An 18360-nucleotide genomic window follows, 5' to 3' on the forward strand; every position below is an offset into this window, starting at 1 on the left:
ATTTATCACCAGTGTCATTATAATGCTCAAACTTTCTGTGATTCGTCACACGAAAGTCATACATAGGCCTGGATTTCAGGCACGTAAACAGGAACTCCGATTTGGAGTTCAATGGTAGAAATAGAAGAACAACCGACCTCTTATATTTTGAGATGGCCTCGGGGGTTTTTTTATGCTCTTTTTAAATGCTCTTTTAATTGAGGTTTAAGAATGTCAAATCAACGCATTCGTATTCGCCTAAAAGCTTTTGACCACCGTTTGATTGACCAATCAACGGCGGAAATCGTGGAAACTGCGAAACGCACTGGCGCTCAGGTACGTGGTCCAATCCCACTTCCTACTCGCTTCGAACGTTTCACTGTATTGATCTCTCCGCACGTAAACAAAGACGCGCGTGATCAGTATGAAATCCGCACCCACAAACGTCTGATCGACATCGTAGAACCAACTGACAAGACTGTAGACGCTCTAATGCGCCTAGACCTTGCTGCTGGTGTTGATGTTCAAATCAGCCTGGGTTAATCGAAAGATTAGAGAGGTTTTAGGAAAATGGCATTAGGTCTAGTCGGTCGTAAAGTGGGTATGACACGCATCTTCACTGAAGATGGTGTATCTATCCCTGTGACAGTTATCGAAGCGACTCCTAACCGTGTTACTCAGATCAAATCTGACGCAACAGACGGTTATGACGCGCTTCAAGTTACTGCAGGCGAGAAAAAAGCAAGCCGTGTAAACAAACCAGAAGCGGGTCACTTCGCTAAAGCTGGTGTTGAAGCGGGTCGTGGCCTGTGGGAATTCCGTCTTAACGGCGGTGAAGGTGAGTTTGAAGTAGGTGCTGAGCTTACTGTTGAGCTATTCAACGAAGTAAACAAAGTAGACGTTACTGGTACTTCAAAAGGTAAAGGTTTCCAAGGTGGTGTTAAGCGCTGGAATTTCAGCACGCAAGACGCTACTCACGGTAACTCTCTATCTCACCGTGCTCCTGGTTCAATCGGTCAAAACCAATCACCTGGTAAGGTGTTTAAAGGTAAGAAAATGGCTGGTCAAATGGGTAATGTGCAAACAACTACTCAGAACCTAGAGCTAGTACGTGTTGACGCTGAGCGTAACCTGCTTTTAGTTAAAGGTGCAGTACCTGGCGCTATCGGCGGCGACGTTATCGTTAAACCAGCTGTTAAAGCTTAAGTCCTGGAGATTTAGTGATGGAATTAGCAATTAAAGGCGCTGGTGCGCTTGAAGTTTCCGAAGCTACTTTTGGACGTGAGTTTAACGAAGCATTAGTACACCAAGTAGTTGTTGCTTTCGCAGCAGGTGCTCGTCAGGGTACTAAAGCTCAGAAGACACGTTCTGAAGTTGCTGGTGGTGGTAAAAAACCATTCCGCCAAAAAGGTACTGGCCGTGCACGTGCTGGTACAATCCGCAGCCCAATCTGGCGCAGCGGTGGTGTGAGCTTTGCAGCTAAGCCGCAAGATCACAGCCAAAAAGTTAACCGTAAGATGTATCGCGGTGCGATCAAGAGCATTCTTTCTGAGCTTGTTCGTCAAGATCGTCTAGTAGTTGTTGAAGAATTTGGTCTAGAAGCACCAAAGACGAAAGAACTAGTAGCTAAGCTGAAAGAGCTTGAGCTTAAAGACGTATTAATCGTGACTGAAGAAGTAGATGAGAATCTATTCCTTTCTGCACGTAACCTGTACAAGGTTGACACGCGTGATGTAGCTGGCATCGACCCAGTAAGCCTAATCGCTTTCGATAAGGTACTGATTACTGCTGCTGCTGTTAAGCAACTTGAGGAGGCGCTAGCATGATCCGTGAAGAACGTCTTTTAAAAGTAATCCTTGCTCCACACATCTCTGAGAAAAGCACTGTGTCTGCTGAAGAGAACAACACGATTGTTTTCAAAGTAGTTAAAGATGCAAACAAAGCAGAAATCAAAGCTGCTGTTGAGAAGCTTTTCGAAGTAGAAGTAACTGGTGTTCGCACGCTAAATGTTAAGGGTAAAACTAAGCGTACAGGCATGCGTTTCGGCCGTCGTTCAGACTGGAAGAAAGCCTACGTTACTCTTAAAGAAGGCAGCGAGCTAGACTTTGTCGGCGGCGCCGAGTAATAAGGGGAGTTAGAATTATGGCACTTCAAAAGTGTAAACCAACTTCTGCGGGTCGTCGTCACGTCGTTAAAGTGGTTAACCCTGATCTGCACAAGGGTAAGCCTTACGCTCCGCTATTAGAGAAAAACTCTAAATCAGGTGGTCGTAACAACAACGGTCGTATCACGGTTCGTCACATCGGTGGTGGTCACAAGCAACACTACCGTTTAATCGACTTTAAACGCACCAAAGATGGCATCCCAGCTAAAGTTGAGCGTCTAGAGTACGATCCTAACCGTAGCGCAAACATCGCTCTTGTATTATATGCAGACGGTGAGCGTCGTTACATCATCGCACCTAAAGGTGTTAAAGCGGGTGATGCAATCCAGTCTGGTGTTGATGCACCAATCAAAGCTGGTAACGCAATGCCTATGCGTAACATCCCAGTAGGTACAACGGTACACAATGTTGAGCTTAAGCCTGGTAAAGGTGCTCAGATTGCCCGTTCTGCTGGTGCATATGTACAGATCCTAGCGCGTGAAGGCCAGTACGTGACTCTACGTCTACGTTCAGGTGAAATGCGTAAAGTTGAAGCGGATTGTCGCGCAACTATCGGTGAAGTAGGTAACGCTGAACACATGCTACGTTCACTAGGTAAAGCTGGTGCAACTCGCTGGCGTGGTGTTCGTCCTACAGTTCGTGGTGTTGCCATGAACCCGGTAGACCACCCACACGGTGGTGGTGAAGGTCGTACATCTGGTGGTCGTCACCCTGTGTCTCCATGGGGTAAGCCGACTAAAGGTGCTAAGACACGTAAGAACAAGCGTACTGATAAATTTATCGTACGTCGTCGTACTAAGTAATAGTTGAGGAATTGCCATGCCACGTTCTCTCAAGAAGGGTCCATTCATTGACCTACACTTGCTGAAGAAGGTAGAGAAGGCGTTGGAAAGCGGTGACAAGAAGCCTATCAAGACTTGGAGCCGTCGTTCAATGATCATCCCTAACATGATCGGATTGACCATCGCTGTCCATAATGGTCGTCAGCACGTACCTGTATTCGTTACAGACGAAATGATCGGTCACAAACTAGGTGAATTTGCACCTACACGTACTTACCGCGGTCACGCTGCGGATAAGAAAGCTAAAAAGCGTTAATCGGAGGGTATGATGGAAGCATTAGCTAAACACAAATTCGCCTCTGGTTCGGCGCAAAAAGCACGTCTAGTTGCAGATCAGATCCGCGGACTTCCGGTTGATCGCGCGCTAGAAATCCTAGCGTACAGCCCAAAGAAAGCGGCTGTATTAGTTAAGAAAGTACTTGAGTCTGCTATCGCTAACGCGGAGCACAACGAAGGTGCCGACATTGATGAGCTTAAAGTGGCTAAAGTATTTGTAGACGAAGGTCCTACAATGAAGCGTATTATGCCACGTGCTAAAGGACGCGCAGACCGCATCCTTAAGCGTTCAAGCCACATCACTGTTGTGGTTTCAGATAGCTAGGAGATATAAGTAATGGGACAAAAAGTTCATCCTACTGGTATTCGCCTAGGTATCTCAAAGCCTTGGGTATCTACTTGGTACGCGAATACAAAAGATTTCTCTGAACAGCTTTTTGGTGATCACAAAGTGCGTCAATACCTTACTAAGGAATTGAAAAACGCTTCTGTGTCTAAAATCGTTATTGAGCGTCCAGCTAAATCTATCCGTGTAACAATTCACACAGCTCGTCCTGGTGTTGTTATCGGTAAAAAAGGTGAAGACGTTGAAAAGCTTCGCCACGCTGTAACTAAGCTTGCTGGTGTACCTGCACAAATCAACATTGCAGAAGTACGTAAGCCAGAGCTTGATGCACAACTAGTTGCTGACGGTATCTCTTCACAGCTAGAGCGTCGTGTAATGTTCCGTCGTGCTATGAAGCGCGCGGTACAGAACGCAATGCGTCTGGGTGCAAAGGGTATCAAAGTTGAAGTTAGCGGCCGTCTAGGCGGTGCTGAAATCGCACGTTCTGAGTGGTACCGTGAAGGTCGTGTACCTCTACACACTCTACGTGCTGACATCGACTACGCAACTTCTGAAGCTTTGACCACTTACGGTATCATCGGTGTTAAAGTTTGGATCTTCAAAGGCGAAGTTATCGGTGGTCTTCCACTGAAACAAGAAGCTGAGAAGCCAGCCAAGCGCGCTCCGAAGAAAGCTAAAAAAAGTGCTAAGTAAGAGGTAGCGACTAATGTTACAGCCAAAACGTACAAAATTCCGTAAAGTGCACAAAGGCCGCAACCGTGGTCTTGCAAATAGCGGTAATAAAGTTAGCTTCGGTTCTTTCGGCTTGAAAGCGACTGGCCGTGGCCGTATGACTGCTCGTCAAATCGAAGCAGCTCGTCGTGCTATGACACGTCACATCAAGCGTCAAGGTAAAATCTGGATCCGTGTGTTCCCAGATAAGCCAATTACAGAAAAGCCGCTTGAAGTTCGTATGGGTAAAGGTAAAGGTTCTGTTGAATACTGGGTTGCTGAAATTCAGCCTGGTAAAGTACTTTACGAGATGGAAGGTGTTTCAGAAGAGCTTGCTCGCGAAGCATTCAACCTAGCTGCTCGTAAATTACCTTTCAAAACCACTTTTGTAACTCGGACGGTAATGTAAATGAAAGCTAGCGAACTTAAAGACAAAAGCGTAGAAGAGCTAAATGCTGAACTTCTAGAGCTTCTGCGTGAGCAGTTCAACCTGCGCATGCAAGCGAGCACTGGTCAGCTGGCTCAGACTCACGAGCTGAAAAAAGTACGTCGCAATATTGCGCGTGTTAAAACGGTTATCAACCAGAAGGCAGGTGCATAATGAGCGATAAGATCCGTACTCTTCAAGGTCGTGTAGTTAGCGACAAAATGGACAAGTCAATCGTTGTTGCTATCGAGCGTCAGGTTAAGCACCCGATCTACGGTAAATTCATCAAGCGTACAACTAAGTTGCACGCACACGATGAGAGCAACACTGCGCAAGCAGGTGATACTGTGACTATCCGTGAATGTGCGCCGATCTCTAAGAAAAAATCTTGGACTTTGGTAGACGTTCTGGTTCGTCCTAAGAAAGCTTAATTTTAGTTTTTAACTAAATTAAACTTTTGAAAAGCCCCGGCCTTTTGGCTGGGGCTTTTGCGTTTGGGGCACTCAGACTGTTCAGAAGGGTTTGCTGAATAGCGCGACGTTCCATGAATGTGCAGCATTCCAAAACCCTCTAAGAAAACATCCTGGACTTTGGTAGACGTTCTGGTTCGTCCTAAGAAAGCTTAATTTTAGTTTTTAACTAAATTAAACTTTTGAAAAGCCCCGGCCTTTTGGTCGGGGCTTTTGCGTTTAGGGCGATCAGGTTATTTTAGGGGTCGTCTGAATAGAATGGTCATCCGTGAATGTGCGTCACCACCAAAACCCCGAAGAAAACATCCTGGACTTTGGTAGACGTTCTGGTTCGTCCTAAGAAAGCTTAATTTTAGTTTTTAACTAAATTAAACTTTTGAAAAGCCCCGGCCTTTTGGTCGGGGCTTTTGCGTTTGGGGCGATCAGGTTATTTTAGGGGTCGTCTGAATAGAATGGTCATACGTGAATGTGCGCCATTCCTGGGGGATATTCTTGCAGAGGTACTGTAGCGATGCGTGTTACGTTGCTAAATCAAGGTATTGGGGTTGGTTGTTTTTTGAACTGTGCTCGGTGGTGCAATTCACTTTATTATTAAGGAAAACCCAATGAAATTAAAACTCAACAAAAAGCCGATGAAGGCGTTATCCCCAAGCACAACCACAATGCCTGTTGATATGACCCCAAAAGTTGCGGGTGGCTCACTGCTCGCTTGTTTACCAGTTGGCACGCGCGGTTGTCGAACCAATAAGTCCTGTGATCACTTCTGTTTTATTTCCGATCCTGAGGTTCATGGCTGTTAATTGAAGCACCACTAAACGGGTTGTACGTATGAGGTGCTTCCCCTTTTGTAGGTCCTTAAATCACCCGTGAAAAGCGGGTGTTTTTGATCTGTTGTTGCAGGTAGGCATCAAAACACATGCAGATGATGCGGATAAACAGGTTGCCTCTGGCGGTTACTTCAATACGCCGCTCGCTGAGCTCAACCAAGCCATCGTCCGCCAGTGGCTGAAGCGCCGCCAGGGCATCAGCAAAATAGTCATCAAAGTCGATGCTATGCGCTTTGGCAAAGGCGTCTTTATCAAGCTCAAAGTGGCAGATCAGTTGTTTGATTGCTGCGGCGCGTATTATGTCATCCTGAGTGAGCTTCACGCCTTTATGAATGGCGCTATGGCGCTCAGTCACAGCCTGATAGTAAGGCTTCAGGTCTTTTTCATTTTGTAAAATGGCATTGCCAATCTGTGATATGGACGACACGCCCAGACCCAGCAGATCGCAGTTACCATGAGTGGTGTAGCCCTGGAAATTGCGGTGCAAGTGATTGTGTCGCTGTGCCACAGCCAGTTCGTCATCGGTTTTGGCAAAATGGTCCATGCCAATAAACTGATAGCCTGCGGCGGTCATCTGTTCCAGCGTTTGCTTGAATATGGCGAGTTTTTCCTGTGGTCCCGGCATATCGGCTTCTTTGAGCTTACGTTGTGCAGCAAAGCGCTCCGGCAGATGAGCATAGTTAAATACTGATACCCGGTCCGGGCCGAGTTCAATCAGCTGCGCTATGGTGTCGCGATAGGATGCAACGCTCTGATGTGGCAGGCCGTAGATCATATCCATATTGATGGACTTAAAGCCCAGGTCGCGAGCCTGTTTGAGCAAAGACAGTACTTCGTCAACCTGTTGTGGGCGATTGACTGCTGCTTGTACCTGATCGTTAAAATCCTGCACCCCGAATGATACCCGGTTAAAACCGAGCGTTTTTAACGCTGGCAGCATGTCGCCGGCCAGCGATCTGGGGTCTATTTCAATGCCGCGCTGGGCATCCGGTGTAAAGGTAAAGTGCTGCTCCAGCATGGCGACCAGTCGGGTCATTTGTGCTGTAGTCAGAAAGGTCGGTGTGCCGCCACCGAGATGCAGTTGCTCCACCTGGTAGTCTTTAAACAGAGGCGCCTGAGCGGCGATTTCCAGCTCCAGATGATCAAGATAGACATCCGCCTTAGACTGATGGCGGGTGATAATCTTATTACAGCCACAGTAATAGCAAAGCTGGTGACAAAACGGAATATGGATGTATAACGACAGCGCCCGGCTCTGCGAGTGGGCAATGGCGTCCACCAGATCGCTTTGTGCGTAGCCCGACTCCAGCGAAAGAGCCGTTGGATAAGAGGTATATCTGGGGCCCGAGATATTGTACTTGTTGATAAGGGAGTCATCCCACTGAGGTAATTTAATCACGATCGCACTCTCTTTACTATTGAGAAGGCCAGTGTAAGCAAAGTTGTGCTGTGGGGCGTTGATCTAAAGCAAAAGGAAGCGCGGCGCGGGACCGAAACGACCCGCGCAGAGCCCAGATATTGATTGAAATAGGTATTAGAGCCTGAACTGATCGATTAGGGTATTGAGCTCTCTGGCGACTTTGCTCAATGCTTTGGCATCCTGTGAAACTTGCAGAGCGCCCTGTGCCGTTTCTGCCGCACTTTCACTGACGTTGGTGACACTTTCAGAGATTTGCAGAGACACCGTATTTTGCTCCTCCGACGCACTGGCAATTTGCAGGTTCATGTCGCGAATGGTACTGATTGAGCTGCAAATGGCCTGTAAGGTCGCGCCAGCATGCTCTGTTTGCTCCGCAGAATGCTCTGCATGGTCGACATTGCGATGCATATGCTCTACCGAGCGTTTTGCCTCGCTTTGCAGTCGCGAAATCATCGTCTGGATCTCTTCGGTACTTTGCTGGGTGCGACTGGCCAGGCTGCGCACTTCATCGGCCACCACGGCAAACCCGCGGCCCTGTTCACCGGCTCGTGCTGCCTCAATCGCGGCGTTCAGTGCCAGCAGGTTGGTTTGATCGGCAATGCTGCGGATCACGTCTAAAATGGAGCCCACTGACTCGGTTTCGCTTTCCAGTTGGGTAATGGATTCACTGACCTGCTGAATGCTGCCAACCAGTTCACTCATGGCCTCACGGGAAGCTTGTACCACTTGGATCCCGGTCTGTGATTGTTGATCGGCGTCGGTGGCCGCATCGGCAGCAAGCTGGGCGCTTTGGGTAATTTCCTGGACCGTGGCGCTCATTTGCTGCATGGCGGTGGCGCTTTGGGTTAACTGGTCCTGTTGCTGATCGGTTTCACTTTTGGTTTGCTCTGTGACGGTGATCATGGTGTCTGAGGTATCGTTCAGTGTGGTCGTTGCCGCTTTGATCTTGCCCACGATATCGCGCAGGGTTGTGGTCATTTCTGACATCGCCCGGTAGATACCTGTGGTGTTGGTGGTCGCAAACTGATAACTGAGGTCGCCCTTGGCGATGGCTTTGGCCAGCGCTTCTATCTCTCTGGGTTCTCCGCCTATGGGGTCGTGCAGTAACCTACTGACATACCTGCTCAGGAAGACACCGGCACACACCACTAACACCGAGACGATGGAAACCCACAGCACCGCCTGTTCGCTGGCATGCTGTGTCTGAGCGCCCAGCTTATCCTGGCGTGCTTTTATGTCCAGTTTAATATCTTCAAGGGTATTGGCGACTTTTGGGCCCAGTACGTTAAGGCGTTGTTCAATCAGTTGATTGCGCTGTGAAATGGTCTGATTGATGGCCTTCACACCACTTAGATAGTCCAGTTTGCTTTGTAAAAAGCGCGCCAGCAAGCCCTGTGCAGGTTGCCAGGCAAAGGCACCGGCCTGTTCATCAAGTAAGGTGGCCAGCTTGCTGAACTCAGTTACGGCTCGCTGATAGTCTTCCGCGGCATTGGTGACCAAAAACTTGGTGACAAACAGGCGCCCCAGCATCAGGGTTTCTTCGAGCTTGGCGGCAGCGTATAAAGCTTTGCTGTCCTCACGCTGATAGGCGGTGTCCACCACTTCACTGAGTAAGGTGCGCATTTTGGCTCCGTTGACATCCAGCTGATTGGTCACAATGTCATCGCGGCGGGCATACAGTTGCACAATTTGCTCAAAGGCGGCGCGGTACTGCTCAATTTCGTCTGCACTGGTATTGAGTTGAGCGCGATACTGCGGGTCGTCTATGCTGCTCTGGGCCTGGTCCATTAAATCGCTGAGCAGCGCAAAGCGCTCATTGAATCCGGCGATGTTGGCCGCATTTTGCTCTTTGAGGTATTTCAGGGCATTGAGGCGCACTAACAACAGGTTTGCCTGAACGCGGCCTTCCAGGTTGCCATTGCGGGCCAGAGTACGATACTCAATAAAGTTGTTGTAGCCCGAGCTTAGGCCCAGCCAGGCTACAACAGAAACGATAGCCATCAGAGTAATGAGCGCACCAAATGAGTACGCAAGCAGCTGCGTTAGTTTGAGGTTTTTAAGCATAATTAAGCACGATTTTGCAAAGAGTCACCCTTTAAGTGATCGTCTGCAATGGAGCATTAGTCAAGTTTTAGCAAGAGGCTGGCAATGAAAGAAGCGAGAATAAAGTGCTAGCCCGGCATTCGGGCTAGCAACGTATGATTATAATTTGAATTGGTTTACTGTGTTGTTCAGGGCCTTGGCCAGACTGTTCAGATCCCGTGCTTCATCTGCCAATAAATGGGCATGGTTGGCAGTACTGTTCACCAGGTCGTTAATGGCATTCAGGCTGTTATTGATGTCTTCCGCGACCACCGTTTGTTCTTCCGTCGAAGTGGCTATCTGATGGCTCTGATCCTGAACTGTGCTAACCGACTCCGTGATGTTGCGCAGCGCATCCAGCACTTCCTGGGTCTGTCCAACCGAGCCCTCGGCCCGATCCTGGCCCTGCTGCATCATCACCGATGCCTGCTGCGCAATTTGTTGCAGACGCGAAATCATATTGCGAATATCGTCGGTTGATTCTTGCGTGCGACTGGCCAGGCTGCGTACTTCGTCAGCAACCACCGCGAAACCACGACCCTGCTCACCGGCTCGCGCGGCCTCAATGGCGGCGTTCAAGGCCAGCAGGTTGGTTTGCTCTGCAATGCCATTGATCACATCAATCACGGCACCTATGTTACTGGTTTCCTGCTCCAGGCCGGCCACGACTTTAGCCGCTTCACCGATATGGCTGGCAAGCTCAGTCATCACTTCCTGCGCCTGACCGGAGCGGGCAGCACCGTCATTGGTCATGCTTTGCACCAGATCTGCGGCGCGATTGGTTTCATGGGCATTACGAGAAATTTCCGTGACTGTGGCGGCCATCTCGGTTACAGCAGCACTGACACTGTCGACCTGTTCTTTCTCTTGCTGGATCTCATTATTGGTGTTGGTCGACACATCCTGTAGCTGCGCCGCGGCACCACTGAGCTGTTGCGCCTGCGCGGCGGTATCGAGCATCATGCTGCGTAGCTTGTCGATAAAGGTGTTCATATGGTGCGCCAGCTGGCCGACTTCATCCTGACTGGTAATGTCGATACGGCGGGTCAGATCACCTTCGCCCGATGCAATATCGCGCATGGTGTTGGTCAGTGTCGTGATAGGGGCTGCTATCATGTGCGTGGCCCATAAAATCATCGCAACAATAATGGCAAGGATAAGGACCACCGCTGTCACGGTACTCATTACGGCTTCGTTAACCGGCTCTTCTATCAGGCTAACGGGGATCAGCAAGCCCAGATGCCAGTCCAGGATAGGTTTATCCAGCTTCACATTGTTGAACACCACATAGTAATCCACGCCCTTGAGCGTGACCCTGGCCGCACCTGCACCGTCTGCACGCATTGCCCGGTTAAGCTCGGCAAAGCCCTGGGTGTCGGCAAATTGTCTTTCCAGTGCTTCCAGGCCTTCTTTGCCATTGGGGCCTTCATCTGTGATAGACAGTTGATGACCTGTTCGCTTGGATAAATGCACGACCTTATAGTTGTGGTCGAGCAAGAAGCCATAGCCCTGACCATCGAACTGGATCTGCTCGACCAGCTCACTGATCTTATTGATCTGCAGGTCAACCCCGCCAACGGCAACGAGTTCGCGCTGGGCATTGTAAACGGGCTGCTGCACCACGGCAGAAACCGCACCGGTATTAATGTCGACCGACACCGCACCGACGTATAAACCGCCATGGCTCAGCGCATCTTGCCACCAGGGACGTTTATAAGAGTAATAAGGACGACCGTCTGAGTAGTTAGAGGTACGCTCATTTTCTTTGAAGTATTCACCAGTGCGTGCCGAGGCCATAAAGGCGGACAGAATGTTTTCATCGCTGGCAGAGATCCGGATAAAGTCCTGATTCACTTCCTGGTAGGCCAAGTCCGCACTTAGCGGTTTTTCTCGCTGGGTGTAGCCGTCAAACCAGTTGACGTTGTGCGGGTTGGTAACAAAGGTCTCTACTATGGCACCGTAACGAGAAAAGAAAGATTCCATGGAGAGCTTTTCGGCATATAAGTGGCTCTGCGCTTCGCGCTCTATCCCTTCCCGGGAAAGCTGGGCAATGTGGTTAACGAAATACCCTGATGCAGCAACCAGTAAAATTGAAATGGTACCGCCAATTAAAAAGAGGATTTTTTTTCGAAGAGATAAATTTTCTAACATGCGTTTTTTCTTTTTCTTGGGATCAGGCAAGCCTCAATCAAATCATATCTTGTACAATAAGGCCACAAATTACGGTGGTTGATTGATAACACTTGACGAATAATCTTTACATCCATAATCGGCATTAGGGACAGATACTTTAACTTTTAGCAATAAATCAGCCATTTTTCTTACCGCTTTGAAAGTCATGGGCTATTGCCAGTACATGCCGGGCTGTAGCATCATGCGCACAGCGCGTAAAACCACAGGAAAATGATATGCACAATAAACTCGTTGTGGCCGGGGCCGGCTGGCTGGGTATGCCGGTTGCTCAAGCGGCTGCGGCTCAGGGCTGGCAGGTACAGGCAACCCGGCGACAACCACACGATGATGAACTATCCCGGCAGCTGGTGCATGACGGTAAAACACTTGTCCATAATGTGTCGCTGCAGCAGGCTTTTTGGCTTTGTGCCATGCCACCGGGTGCCCGGCGGGAAGACAGCAATTACCTGGCGACGTTAGAAGCAGCATTAGCGTTGGCCACCGAGTTACAGATGAGCGGGTTTTTGCTGTGCTCCAGCACCGGCGTGTATGCCGATGCAGATGGACACTACACCGAGCATGGGGCGCTGGCAGCAACCGATTCACGACGTCAGCACATTTTGCAGCAGGCTGAGCAATTAGTGTTGTCCCATGGCGGCAAAGTGCTCAGGCTTGCGGGTTTGGTTGGGCCTGGGCGGGAGCCGGGGCTGTTTATTGCGGGCAAAGCATTACGCAGCTCAGCGCAGGAGCGGGTCAACATGGTGCATCGTGATGATGTGGTTGCGGCCATTATGTGCGTCATGAACCAGTGGCCTCAGGCCAGAGCCGTTTATAACATTTGCTCACCGGCCCACCCGCTGAAGCAGGATTACTATCAGGCACATTGTGCCCAGGCTGGCACCGCGCCGCCGAGTTTTGCCAGCGACGACAGCAAGGCGCGGATCATTGATGGTTCAGCCATCGAAGCGCTTGGGTTTAGCTACCAACACGCCATCTGAGGTCCGTTATTTTTTGAAGGTCAGGTGACCGCCCAGGCGATATTTGCTGCCCGGTGAGATTAGCCGGGCAAAACTGACAATCCCCCCTTGCGACCAGGTTCTGCGGATCAATTGCAGGCAGGGCTCTTCATGAAACATGTTCAACCACTGACAAATATCGGGGCCGGGCATAATGGCTTCTACGGTATGGCGCGCCTCGGTCAGCGGGGCAATCTGGATCAGATATTCATGAGGGGTGATCCCGGTGAAGTCCTGCTGCAGATAATCCGGGGCCAGCTGCGGGTTTACAAAACGCTCTTCAACCTGCAAAGGCTGCTCATTTTCGTGATGCACCAGCACGCTGCGATACACCTGACTGTCGACTTCAACACCCAGCGCAATGGCGATTGGCGCAATGGCTGCGATGGATTCAAGCGACAGCACCACGCAGGTGTAATGTCCGCCGCGTTCTTTGAGTTCGTCGGCGATATTGCGGATCTCCAGCAATGACGACTGGGATTTAAACCGTGCCACAAAGGTGCCCAGCCCCTGGCTGCGGGTCAGGATCCCGGCATCACTCAGCTCACTGAGTGCGCGTCTGGCAGTCATGCGACTGACCCTGAATTGGGCAGAGAGCGCGTTTTCAGAGGGAACCCGCTGATCTTCCTGCCAGGCACCACTGCGGATCTGTGCAATGATATGTTGTTTTATTTGTGCAAATTTGGGTTGCGTTGTCACAATCTCATGCCATGGTTAGTAAAGAAAAACCGACTCGGGTGTCAGGCTGAGCGAACATAGCTCACTGATAAACATGGCACACCTCTATTGTATATACAAGCTTTCTTGCTACACTCAAACCAGCAAGTTAGAGATGAGGAATTGCGTGGTGATGGTAGTAGATTTAGTGGTGCTGGATGTTAATCTGGCGACAATGGACCCGGAGATTGAGCGTCCTTATGGCGCCATTGAGCACGGGGCGATGATGGTGAAAGATGGGCTGATCTGTTGGCTGGGTGCGCAGTCGGAACTCCCGGAATTTGATCCGGTGACCACGCCGACTATCTCGGCAAAAGGCGCCTGGATGACACCGGGTCTGATCGATTGCCACACCCATATTTTATTTGCCGGCTCACGGGCCCAGGAATTTGAGCAGCGTCTTAATGGTGTGTCCTATCAAGAAATCGCGCAGCAGGGCGGGGGGATCGCAACAACCATGAAGGCAACCCGTGCGGCGGATCATGAGCACCTGTTTGTGGTTGGTAAAACGCGACTGAATGCGTTGCTCAGCGAGGGGGTGACCACAGTCGAAAGTAAGTCCGGCTATGGTCTGGATTGCGACAGCGAGATCAAGCTGCTGGAAGTCAACCGCATGCTCGATGAGCATCATCCCATCAGTGTACAAAGCACCTTCCTGGGAGCGCACGCGCTACCGCCGGAATATCGTGATGATGCCGATGGCTATATCGACCTGGTATGTGAGCACATGCTTCCTCAGGTCGCAGAACAATCCCTGGCCGATGCGGTCGATGCATTTTGCGAAAACGTCGGCTTTAGCAATGAACAAACGCGCCGCGTGTTTGCCAAAGCAACTGAGCTTGGTCTAAAGGTGAAGTGTCACGCCGAGCAGTTGTCTAATCAGCATGGCAGTGAGCTGGTGGCTGAATTTAATGGTCTGTCCGCCGATCATATTGAGTACCTCGATGAAGCCGGTGTTAAGGCCATGGCCAAAGCGGGGACGGTCGGCGTGGTGCTACCGGGGGCATTTTACTTTTTACGTGAAACCCAGCAGCCACCGATTGAACTGCTGCGCCAGCATAATGTGCCGATTGCCCTGGCCAGCGACTTTAACCCCGGCACTGCACCGCTGTGTTCTTTACGTCTGATGCTGAATATGGCGTGTACCTTATTCCGTATGACGCCGGAAGAAGCATTACTGGGTGTTACACGCCATGGTGCTAAAGCGCTGGGTTTGTCAGACAGAGGTATGCTCAAAGTCGGCATGCGTGCCGATATGGTGCTGTGGCAGGTCGGTCATCCGGCTGAACTCAGTTATCAGTTTGGCGTAAATGACCTGTTAAATACCTGGATTTCGGGTAAACTTGTGCAATAGTAAGAATTTTGCAATGGCCTGTTGATGACAAAAAAATTGCTGCTAAAACAGAGTTTTCACAGCATTCTGATGCTGCTGGCATGCTGTCACCCTGGGGTTATGGCCGCAACGGCCAGTATGTCGGTAGCGTCATTTTGGCAGGCCTCTGATGTTCAGTCCCCCCTGTTAATGGCTTTTATGGCAGGGGCCTTGCTCAGTGCCAGCATCGGTGCTACCAGTGTCAGTCAGCAGCCGTTGCACCGACTGATTTATGCGACCACCACGGCGGTGGCTCTGGCCTATCTGGCCAATTCTGCAGTGTATTTTGCTTATTTACTCATCCCGCTGTTACTCTTGCAAGTGTGGTTGGCCCTGCGCACCAAACAACGGCGATTTCAGCTGATTGCGTGCCTTAGCCTGGGTGGTGCCGTGCTGGCGCTGGGTGGGGCATTGTACTGGGGGTTATCGCCGGGCCTGGTCGTGGCGGCCCTGCTGCCGGTGTTCTTTGCTGAGCTAATGCTGCCCAGAGCTGCAGCTGAGTCGGCGCAACAGCCAGGCACAGATGAAAGCAAAACCGCGGATATTCTCGAATTACCCGATCGGGCCGGGTTTCGCACTGCGTTTTATGATTTCCGTCAGCGCGACCCCAGTGCGGCCATGCTGGTGATGATCCGTCTGGAAGGGTTTCAGCAGGTGAACTTTCATCTCGGCCGCGAGTTTGGTGACCTGTTACTGGCCCAGTCGGCCAATCGCATTAAACAACATTTGCAGCATCCGGACGTCATGCCAATCCCTTTGGGTAATGATGTATCGCGGTTGGCGCATTTAGGCGGGCTGCATTTTGTCTTTGTCTGTAGCCTGGTCAATCAGCACCATTTACATGAGCAGATGGTCAATGAAATCATTGAAAGCACATTAAAACCTTTCAATGTAGGCAACTGCACCATCGAGGTTAAAGCGCGCGCCAGTTATGTCAATTGCGATGAAGAGCAGGGACAGTTTGAGAACTTATTAACCTGCGCATTTCTGGCGCTGGATAGTCAACCCGACAGCCCGATCGCGCCATACCAGCAACAGATGCAAATCAATCGCCTGGAGCAACAAGCCCGGCTGGCTGAGCTGGCACACATCGACTTCAGAAAAGAGCTGGAGCTGTACTTTCAGCCCGTGGTGCGCAATGAAGACGGTGACATTGAATTTCTGGAGCTGCTGCTGCGCTGGCAGCATCCTAAACAAGGGATCCTGGCAGCAGGCAAATTTATTGAAGACATCCGTATCGCCGGTCTGGCCTTACCGGTTGCGCAGTATGTGATTGAACGAGCTGCCGAAATTGCCCTGGCATTGCGCATGGAAGGGATTGCGATGCCGCTGAGTCTGAACCTGTTTGGCCCGGAAATGCTGCATGAGGAATTCATCGAGTTTATCGATCATGTGCTGGTGGAGCACCAACTGAAGCCAGGGGATTTGATCATAGAGTGTCCTTCCAGTTTGTTTACCAGCCTCGACCCTCAGGGCATTGCCATGGTGTCGCGGTTACGCTCCATGGGGCTGCGCTTGTGCATAGACAGCTTTGGCGAAACCCCGGTTACCTTGTCTAAGTTGCCTCAGCTGACCGTTGATTACGTCAAACTGGGTCGCTCTTTAACCTCAGATCATGGTAACCAGGGATCATTCAAAAGTGTCGTGCGTGGGATTGTCGAAATGCAGCAGATCCAGGCTTGCAAAGTGATTTGTGAAGGGGTGGAATCGCCGGAGCAGCTGCAATTTGTGAAAAGTCTCAACACCTTTGCGGCGCAGGGCTATTATTTTGCCCGGCCCCTGAGCAGTGTGGGCATGATCAGCTGGCTGAAGCAATGGCGCTGGGAGCATCCGGAAGATGGCTCAGCTTCGCCTCAGCCAGACTCACATTAAACGCCTGTCTTACGCGCCTGTAAGTAGCTACATACCAAAGAAGCCAATACCTGACCGGCATCGCTCAGCCCTTGCTGCAAGCCTTGTGGGTGGTGCTCCGGTGCCGCTTCACACAGGTGTAAATAGCGGGCGCGCTCCTGGCGGGCGGCCAGGTGAACAAAATGCTCCGCATCATTGGCCGTAAAGCCACAGTTGGTATAGGCGCTGACTGGCATCCCGGAGATGGCATCGACATCCACTTCTATCCCCAATGGCGCTTGTCCGGCAAAACGTTCCAGGCCAGTATGACATGCCTCAGTCAGGGTCAGCGTGCGGCGCACCAGAATATCCTGGTAACTGCTGTAACTGAATCCAGCTTGATCTAATGCACTGATAATAGTGTGATTGTTCTTCTGTTCATGCATGCCGACCACATGGTAATCCGCCAGATAGCCTTGCTCAAAGGCATAGCTAAAACCGTTACCGGAATGGCGTCCTTCCAGCGCGCGAAAATCGGCATGGGGATCGAAATTGATGGCGTGGCAGGCCTGCTGAGTGCTCTGAGATAACGCCTGTAACAGGCCAAAGCAATTATTGTGGCCACCCCCTATCACTATGGGTGCCAGCCCGGCATCAAAGACAGCCCGCATCACCGCGCTTACGCGCTCATCAAGCCGACCGTTCAGCTCGCGTAACTGCTCAAGCTGCGCCGGGTCGCGATTGTCCAGGTCCGCGCCTTGTTGTTGCAGATCATCACAGCGCACTTCGCCCAGCAGCAAAACGTCATCCGGGGTTAAAAAGCGATTACAGGGCAGGTTCAAGAAGCGCTGTAAAAATGCTTGCCAGCCCAGGTGAGCGCCACCTCGACCACAGTTGGCCCGTGGACCCAGATCTTCGTTGATGGCAACCAGGACGTACTTAATGCCAAACTGAGCGGCATCGCGCAGCGCCTGCGTTAGGTCATCTTTGGGTTGCAAAAAAGCCAGGGTTTGCCAGAAGCGTTGTTCGTTTTCACGGCTGGTGCAATAAGCGGCAATGTCCGCTTCGGTATAAATATGAAGCCAGTGGTTACTCATAATTCAGGTCGATCTATGGGGTTGAACCGGGCAAAGGTGAACTTTACCCGGAGAATTAACAAGGTAGTTGCTGTGTTATTCGCCCTGTTCGTCGTCGACTTCCAGTAGCAGCTCTTCAGCAGAGATAATGATGCCGGTGGCATCAGCATACAGGTAATCGTCGTCGTAGAAAGACACGCCGGCAAAGTTGACTGGAATGCCCTGCTCACCACTGCCATGGCTGTCTGCTGCGACCGGAATAGAGGCAATCGCCTGGACGCCAAGATCACATTCTTCCAATTCTTCGACATGGCGCACTGCGCCATAAACGACAATGCCCTGCCAGTTATTCTCGATGGCCAGTTCAGCCAGCTCAATGTCGATGAGTGCACGGCGCGTTGAACCGCCGCCGTCGACCAATAAAACTTGGCCAGTCCCATCCTGCTGAAGTACCTGGTTGATCAACTCATTATTCTCAAAGCACTTAAGCGTTTTGATCCGCCCGCTAAAGGCGCTTTGACCGCCAAAATTGATAAACATTGGCTCTAATACATCAACGGCATCGGCAAAATGGTCACATAAATCGGAAGTGCTGTAATCCATACGGGCGTCCTCGAAAATAACTGAATTCAC

At 50.7% G+C, this 18360-nt stretch carries 21 protein-coding genes; 15 read left to right on the plus strand and 6 right to left on the minus strand.

The features are described 5' to 3' along the window. The first annotated feature begins 210 nt into the window (after positions 1 to 210). The 12 genes from rpsJ (at position 211) to L1285_RS18110 (ending at position 6015) form a co-directional block, all read left to right on the plus strand. On the plus strand, positions 211 to 522 hold the full coding sequence (gene rpsJ, locus L1285_RS18055) for a 30S ribosomal protein S10 (RefSeq protein ID WP_005495349.1): 312 nt from the start codon (positions 211 to 213) through the stop codon (positions 520 to 522). Positions 523 to 549: 27 nt separating this feature from the next. After that, on the plus strand, positions 550 to 1185 hold the full coding sequence (gene rplC / locus L1285_RS18060; protein WP_010386162.1) for a 50S ribosomal protein L3: 636 nt from the start codon (positions 550 to 552) through the stop codon (positions 1183 to 1185). Between the two features lie 17 nt (positions 1186 to 1202). Further along, positions 1203 to 1805 (plus strand): 50S ribosomal protein L4, encoded by a 603-nt coding sequence (gene rplD, locus L1285_RS18065; protein ID WP_010386164.1) that lies wholly within the window; start codon positions 1203 to 1205, stop codon positions 1803 to 1805. After that, entirely contained in the window at positions 1802 to 2104 is a 303-nt protein-coding gene (rplW, locus tag L1285_RS18070; RefSeq protein WP_010386165.1) for a 50S ribosomal protein L23, read from the plus strand. The genes rplD and rplW overlap by 4 nt, the downstream gene beginning before the upstream one ends. Before the next feature lie 17 nt (positions 2105 to 2121). Continuing rightward, on the plus strand, positions 2122 to 2946 hold the full coding sequence (gene rplB, locus L1285_RS18075) for a 50S ribosomal protein L2 (protein ID WP_046004900.1): 825 nt from the start codon (positions 2122 to 2124) through the stop codon (positions 2944 to 2946). 16 nt (positions 2947 to 2962) lie between these two features. Beyond that, the gene (gene rpsS / locus L1285_RS18080; protein WP_010367084.1) at positions 2963 to 3241 is read left to right on the plus strand and encodes a 30S ribosomal protein S19; all 279 of its coding nucleotides are present in this window, start codon (positions 2963 to 2965) and stop codon (positions 3239 to 3241) included. Positions 3242 to 3253: 12 nt separating this feature from the next. Next, positions 3254 to 3586 (plus strand): 50S ribosomal protein L22, encoded by a 333-nt coding sequence (gene rplV / locus L1285_RS18085; protein ID WP_010386167.1) that lies wholly within the window; start codon positions 3254 to 3256, stop codon positions 3584 to 3586. A 12-nt stretch (positions 3587 to 3598) separates the two neighbouring features. Further along, positions 3599 to 4300 (plus strand): 30S ribosomal protein S3, encoded by a 702-nt coding sequence (rpsC, locus tag L1285_RS18090; RefSeq protein ID WP_046004901.1) that lies wholly within the window; start codon positions 3599 to 3601, stop codon positions 4298 to 4300. Between the two features lie 13 nt (positions 4301 to 4313). Continuing rightward, positions 4314 to 4727, plus strand: a complete 414-nt coding sequence (rplP, locus tag L1285_RS18095; protein ID WP_070986409.1) for a 50S ribosomal protein L16 — start codon at positions 4314 to 4316, stop codon at positions 4725 to 4727. After that, positions 4728 to 4919 (plus strand): 50S ribosomal protein L29, encoded by a 192-nt coding sequence (rpmC, locus tag L1285_RS18100; RefSeq protein WP_010376372.1) that lies wholly within the window; start codon positions 4728 to 4730, stop codon positions 4917 to 4919. Continuing rightward, the gene (rpsQ, locus tag L1285_RS18105; RefSeq protein ID WP_049863782.1) at positions 4919 to 5176 is read left to right on the plus strand and encodes a 30S ribosomal protein S17; all 258 of its coding nucleotides are present in this window, start codon (positions 4919 to 4921) and stop codon (positions 5174 to 5176) included. Before rpmC ends, rpsQ begins: the two co-directional genes overlap by 1 nt. A gap of 644 nt (positions 5177 to 5820) precedes the next feature. After that, complete coding sequence (locus L1285_RS18110) at positions 5821 to 6015, plus strand: hypothetical protein (protein WP_049863783.1); 195 nt, start codon at positions 5821 to 5823, stop codon at positions 6013 to 6015. Between the two features lie 55 nt (positions 6016 to 6070). Here the strand turns inward: L1285_RS18110 and hemN are convergent, their stop codons facing one another. The 3 genes from hemN to L1285_RS18125 form a co-directional block, all read right to left on the minus strand. Further along, positions 6071 to 7441: an oxygen-independent coproporphyrinogen III oxidase gene (hemN, locus tag L1285_RS18115; protein WP_235413575.1), complete on the minus strand. Its 1371-nt coding sequence runs from the start codon at positions 7439 to 7441 to the stop codon at positions 6071 to 6073. A 135-nt stretch (positions 7442 to 7576) separates the two neighbouring features. Beyond that, positions 7577 to 9526 carry a HAMP domain-containing methyl-accepting chemotaxis protein gene (locus tag L1285_RS18120; RefSeq protein ID WP_235413578.1) on the minus strand — a complete coding sequence of 650 codons (1950 nt, stop codon included), beginning with the start codon at positions 9524 to 9526 and terminating at the stop codon, positions 7577 to 7579. A 138-nt stretch (positions 9527 to 9664) separates the two neighbouring features. Further along, positions 9665 to 11695: a methyl-accepting chemotaxis protein gene (locus L1285_RS18125; protein WP_235413580.1), complete on the minus strand. Its 2031-nt coding sequence runs from the start codon at positions 11693 to 11695 to the stop codon at positions 9665 to 9667. Positions 11696 to 11952: 257 nt separating this feature from the next. Here L1285_RS18125 and L1285_RS18130 point away from each other — a divergent pair, with 257 nt between their 5' ends. Then, positions 11953 to 12714 carry an NADP-binding protein gene (locus L1285_RS18130; RefSeq protein WP_235413581.1) on the plus strand — a complete coding sequence of 254 codons (762 nt, stop codon included), beginning with the start codon at positions 11953 to 11955 and terminating at the stop codon, positions 12712 to 12714. A gap of 6 nt (positions 12715 to 12720) precedes the next feature. Here the strand turns inward: L1285_RS18130 and hutC are convergent, their stop codons facing one another. After that, positions 12721 to 13431, minus strand: coding sequence for a histidine utilization repressor (gene hutC / locus L1285_RS18135; RefSeq protein WP_235413583.1), 711 nt, complete (start codon positions 13429 to 13431; stop codon positions 12721 to 12723). Positions 13432 to 13582: 151 nt separating this feature from the next. Here hutC and hutI point away from each other — a divergent pair, with 151 nt between their 5' ends. Next, on the plus strand, positions 13583 to 14803 hold the full coding sequence (hutI, locus tag L1285_RS18140; RefSeq protein WP_235413585.1) for an imidazolonepropionase: 1221 nt from the start codon (positions 13583 to 13585) through the stop codon (positions 14801 to 14803). Between the two features lie 24 nt (positions 14804 to 14827). Next, positions 14828 to 16693: a GGDEF domain-containing phosphodiesterase gene (locus L1285_RS18145; RefSeq protein WP_235413587.1), complete on the plus strand. Its 1866-nt coding sequence runs from the start codon at positions 14828 to 14830 to the stop codon at positions 16691 to 16693. On the opposite strand, the gene L1285_RS18150 is transcribed toward L1285_RS18145, so the two are convergent. Continuing rightward, positions 16690 to 17748, minus strand: coding sequence for a formimidoylglutamase (locus tag L1285_RS18150; RefSeq protein ID WP_235413589.1), 1059 nt, complete (start codon positions 17746 to 17748; stop codon positions 16690 to 16692). The two genes, L1285_RS18145 and L1285_RS18150, sit on opposite strands and share 4 nt — an antisense overlap. Positions 17749 to 17823: 75 nt before the next feature. Then, positions 17824 to 18330, minus strand: coding sequence for a ribonuclease E activity regulator RraA (rraA, locus tag L1285_RS18155; protein WP_046004914.1), 507 nt, complete (start codon positions 18328 to 18330; stop codon positions 17824 to 17826). Positions 18331 to 18360 lie beyond the last annotated feature (30 nt).

Origin of the sequence: Pseudoalteromonas sp. DL2-H2.2 (genome assembly GCF_021532535.1) — a bacterium.
Taxonomy (GTDB): Bacteria; Pseudomonadota; Gammaproteobacteria; order Enterobacterales; family Alteromonadaceae; genus Pseudoalteromonas; species Pseudoalteromonas rubra_A.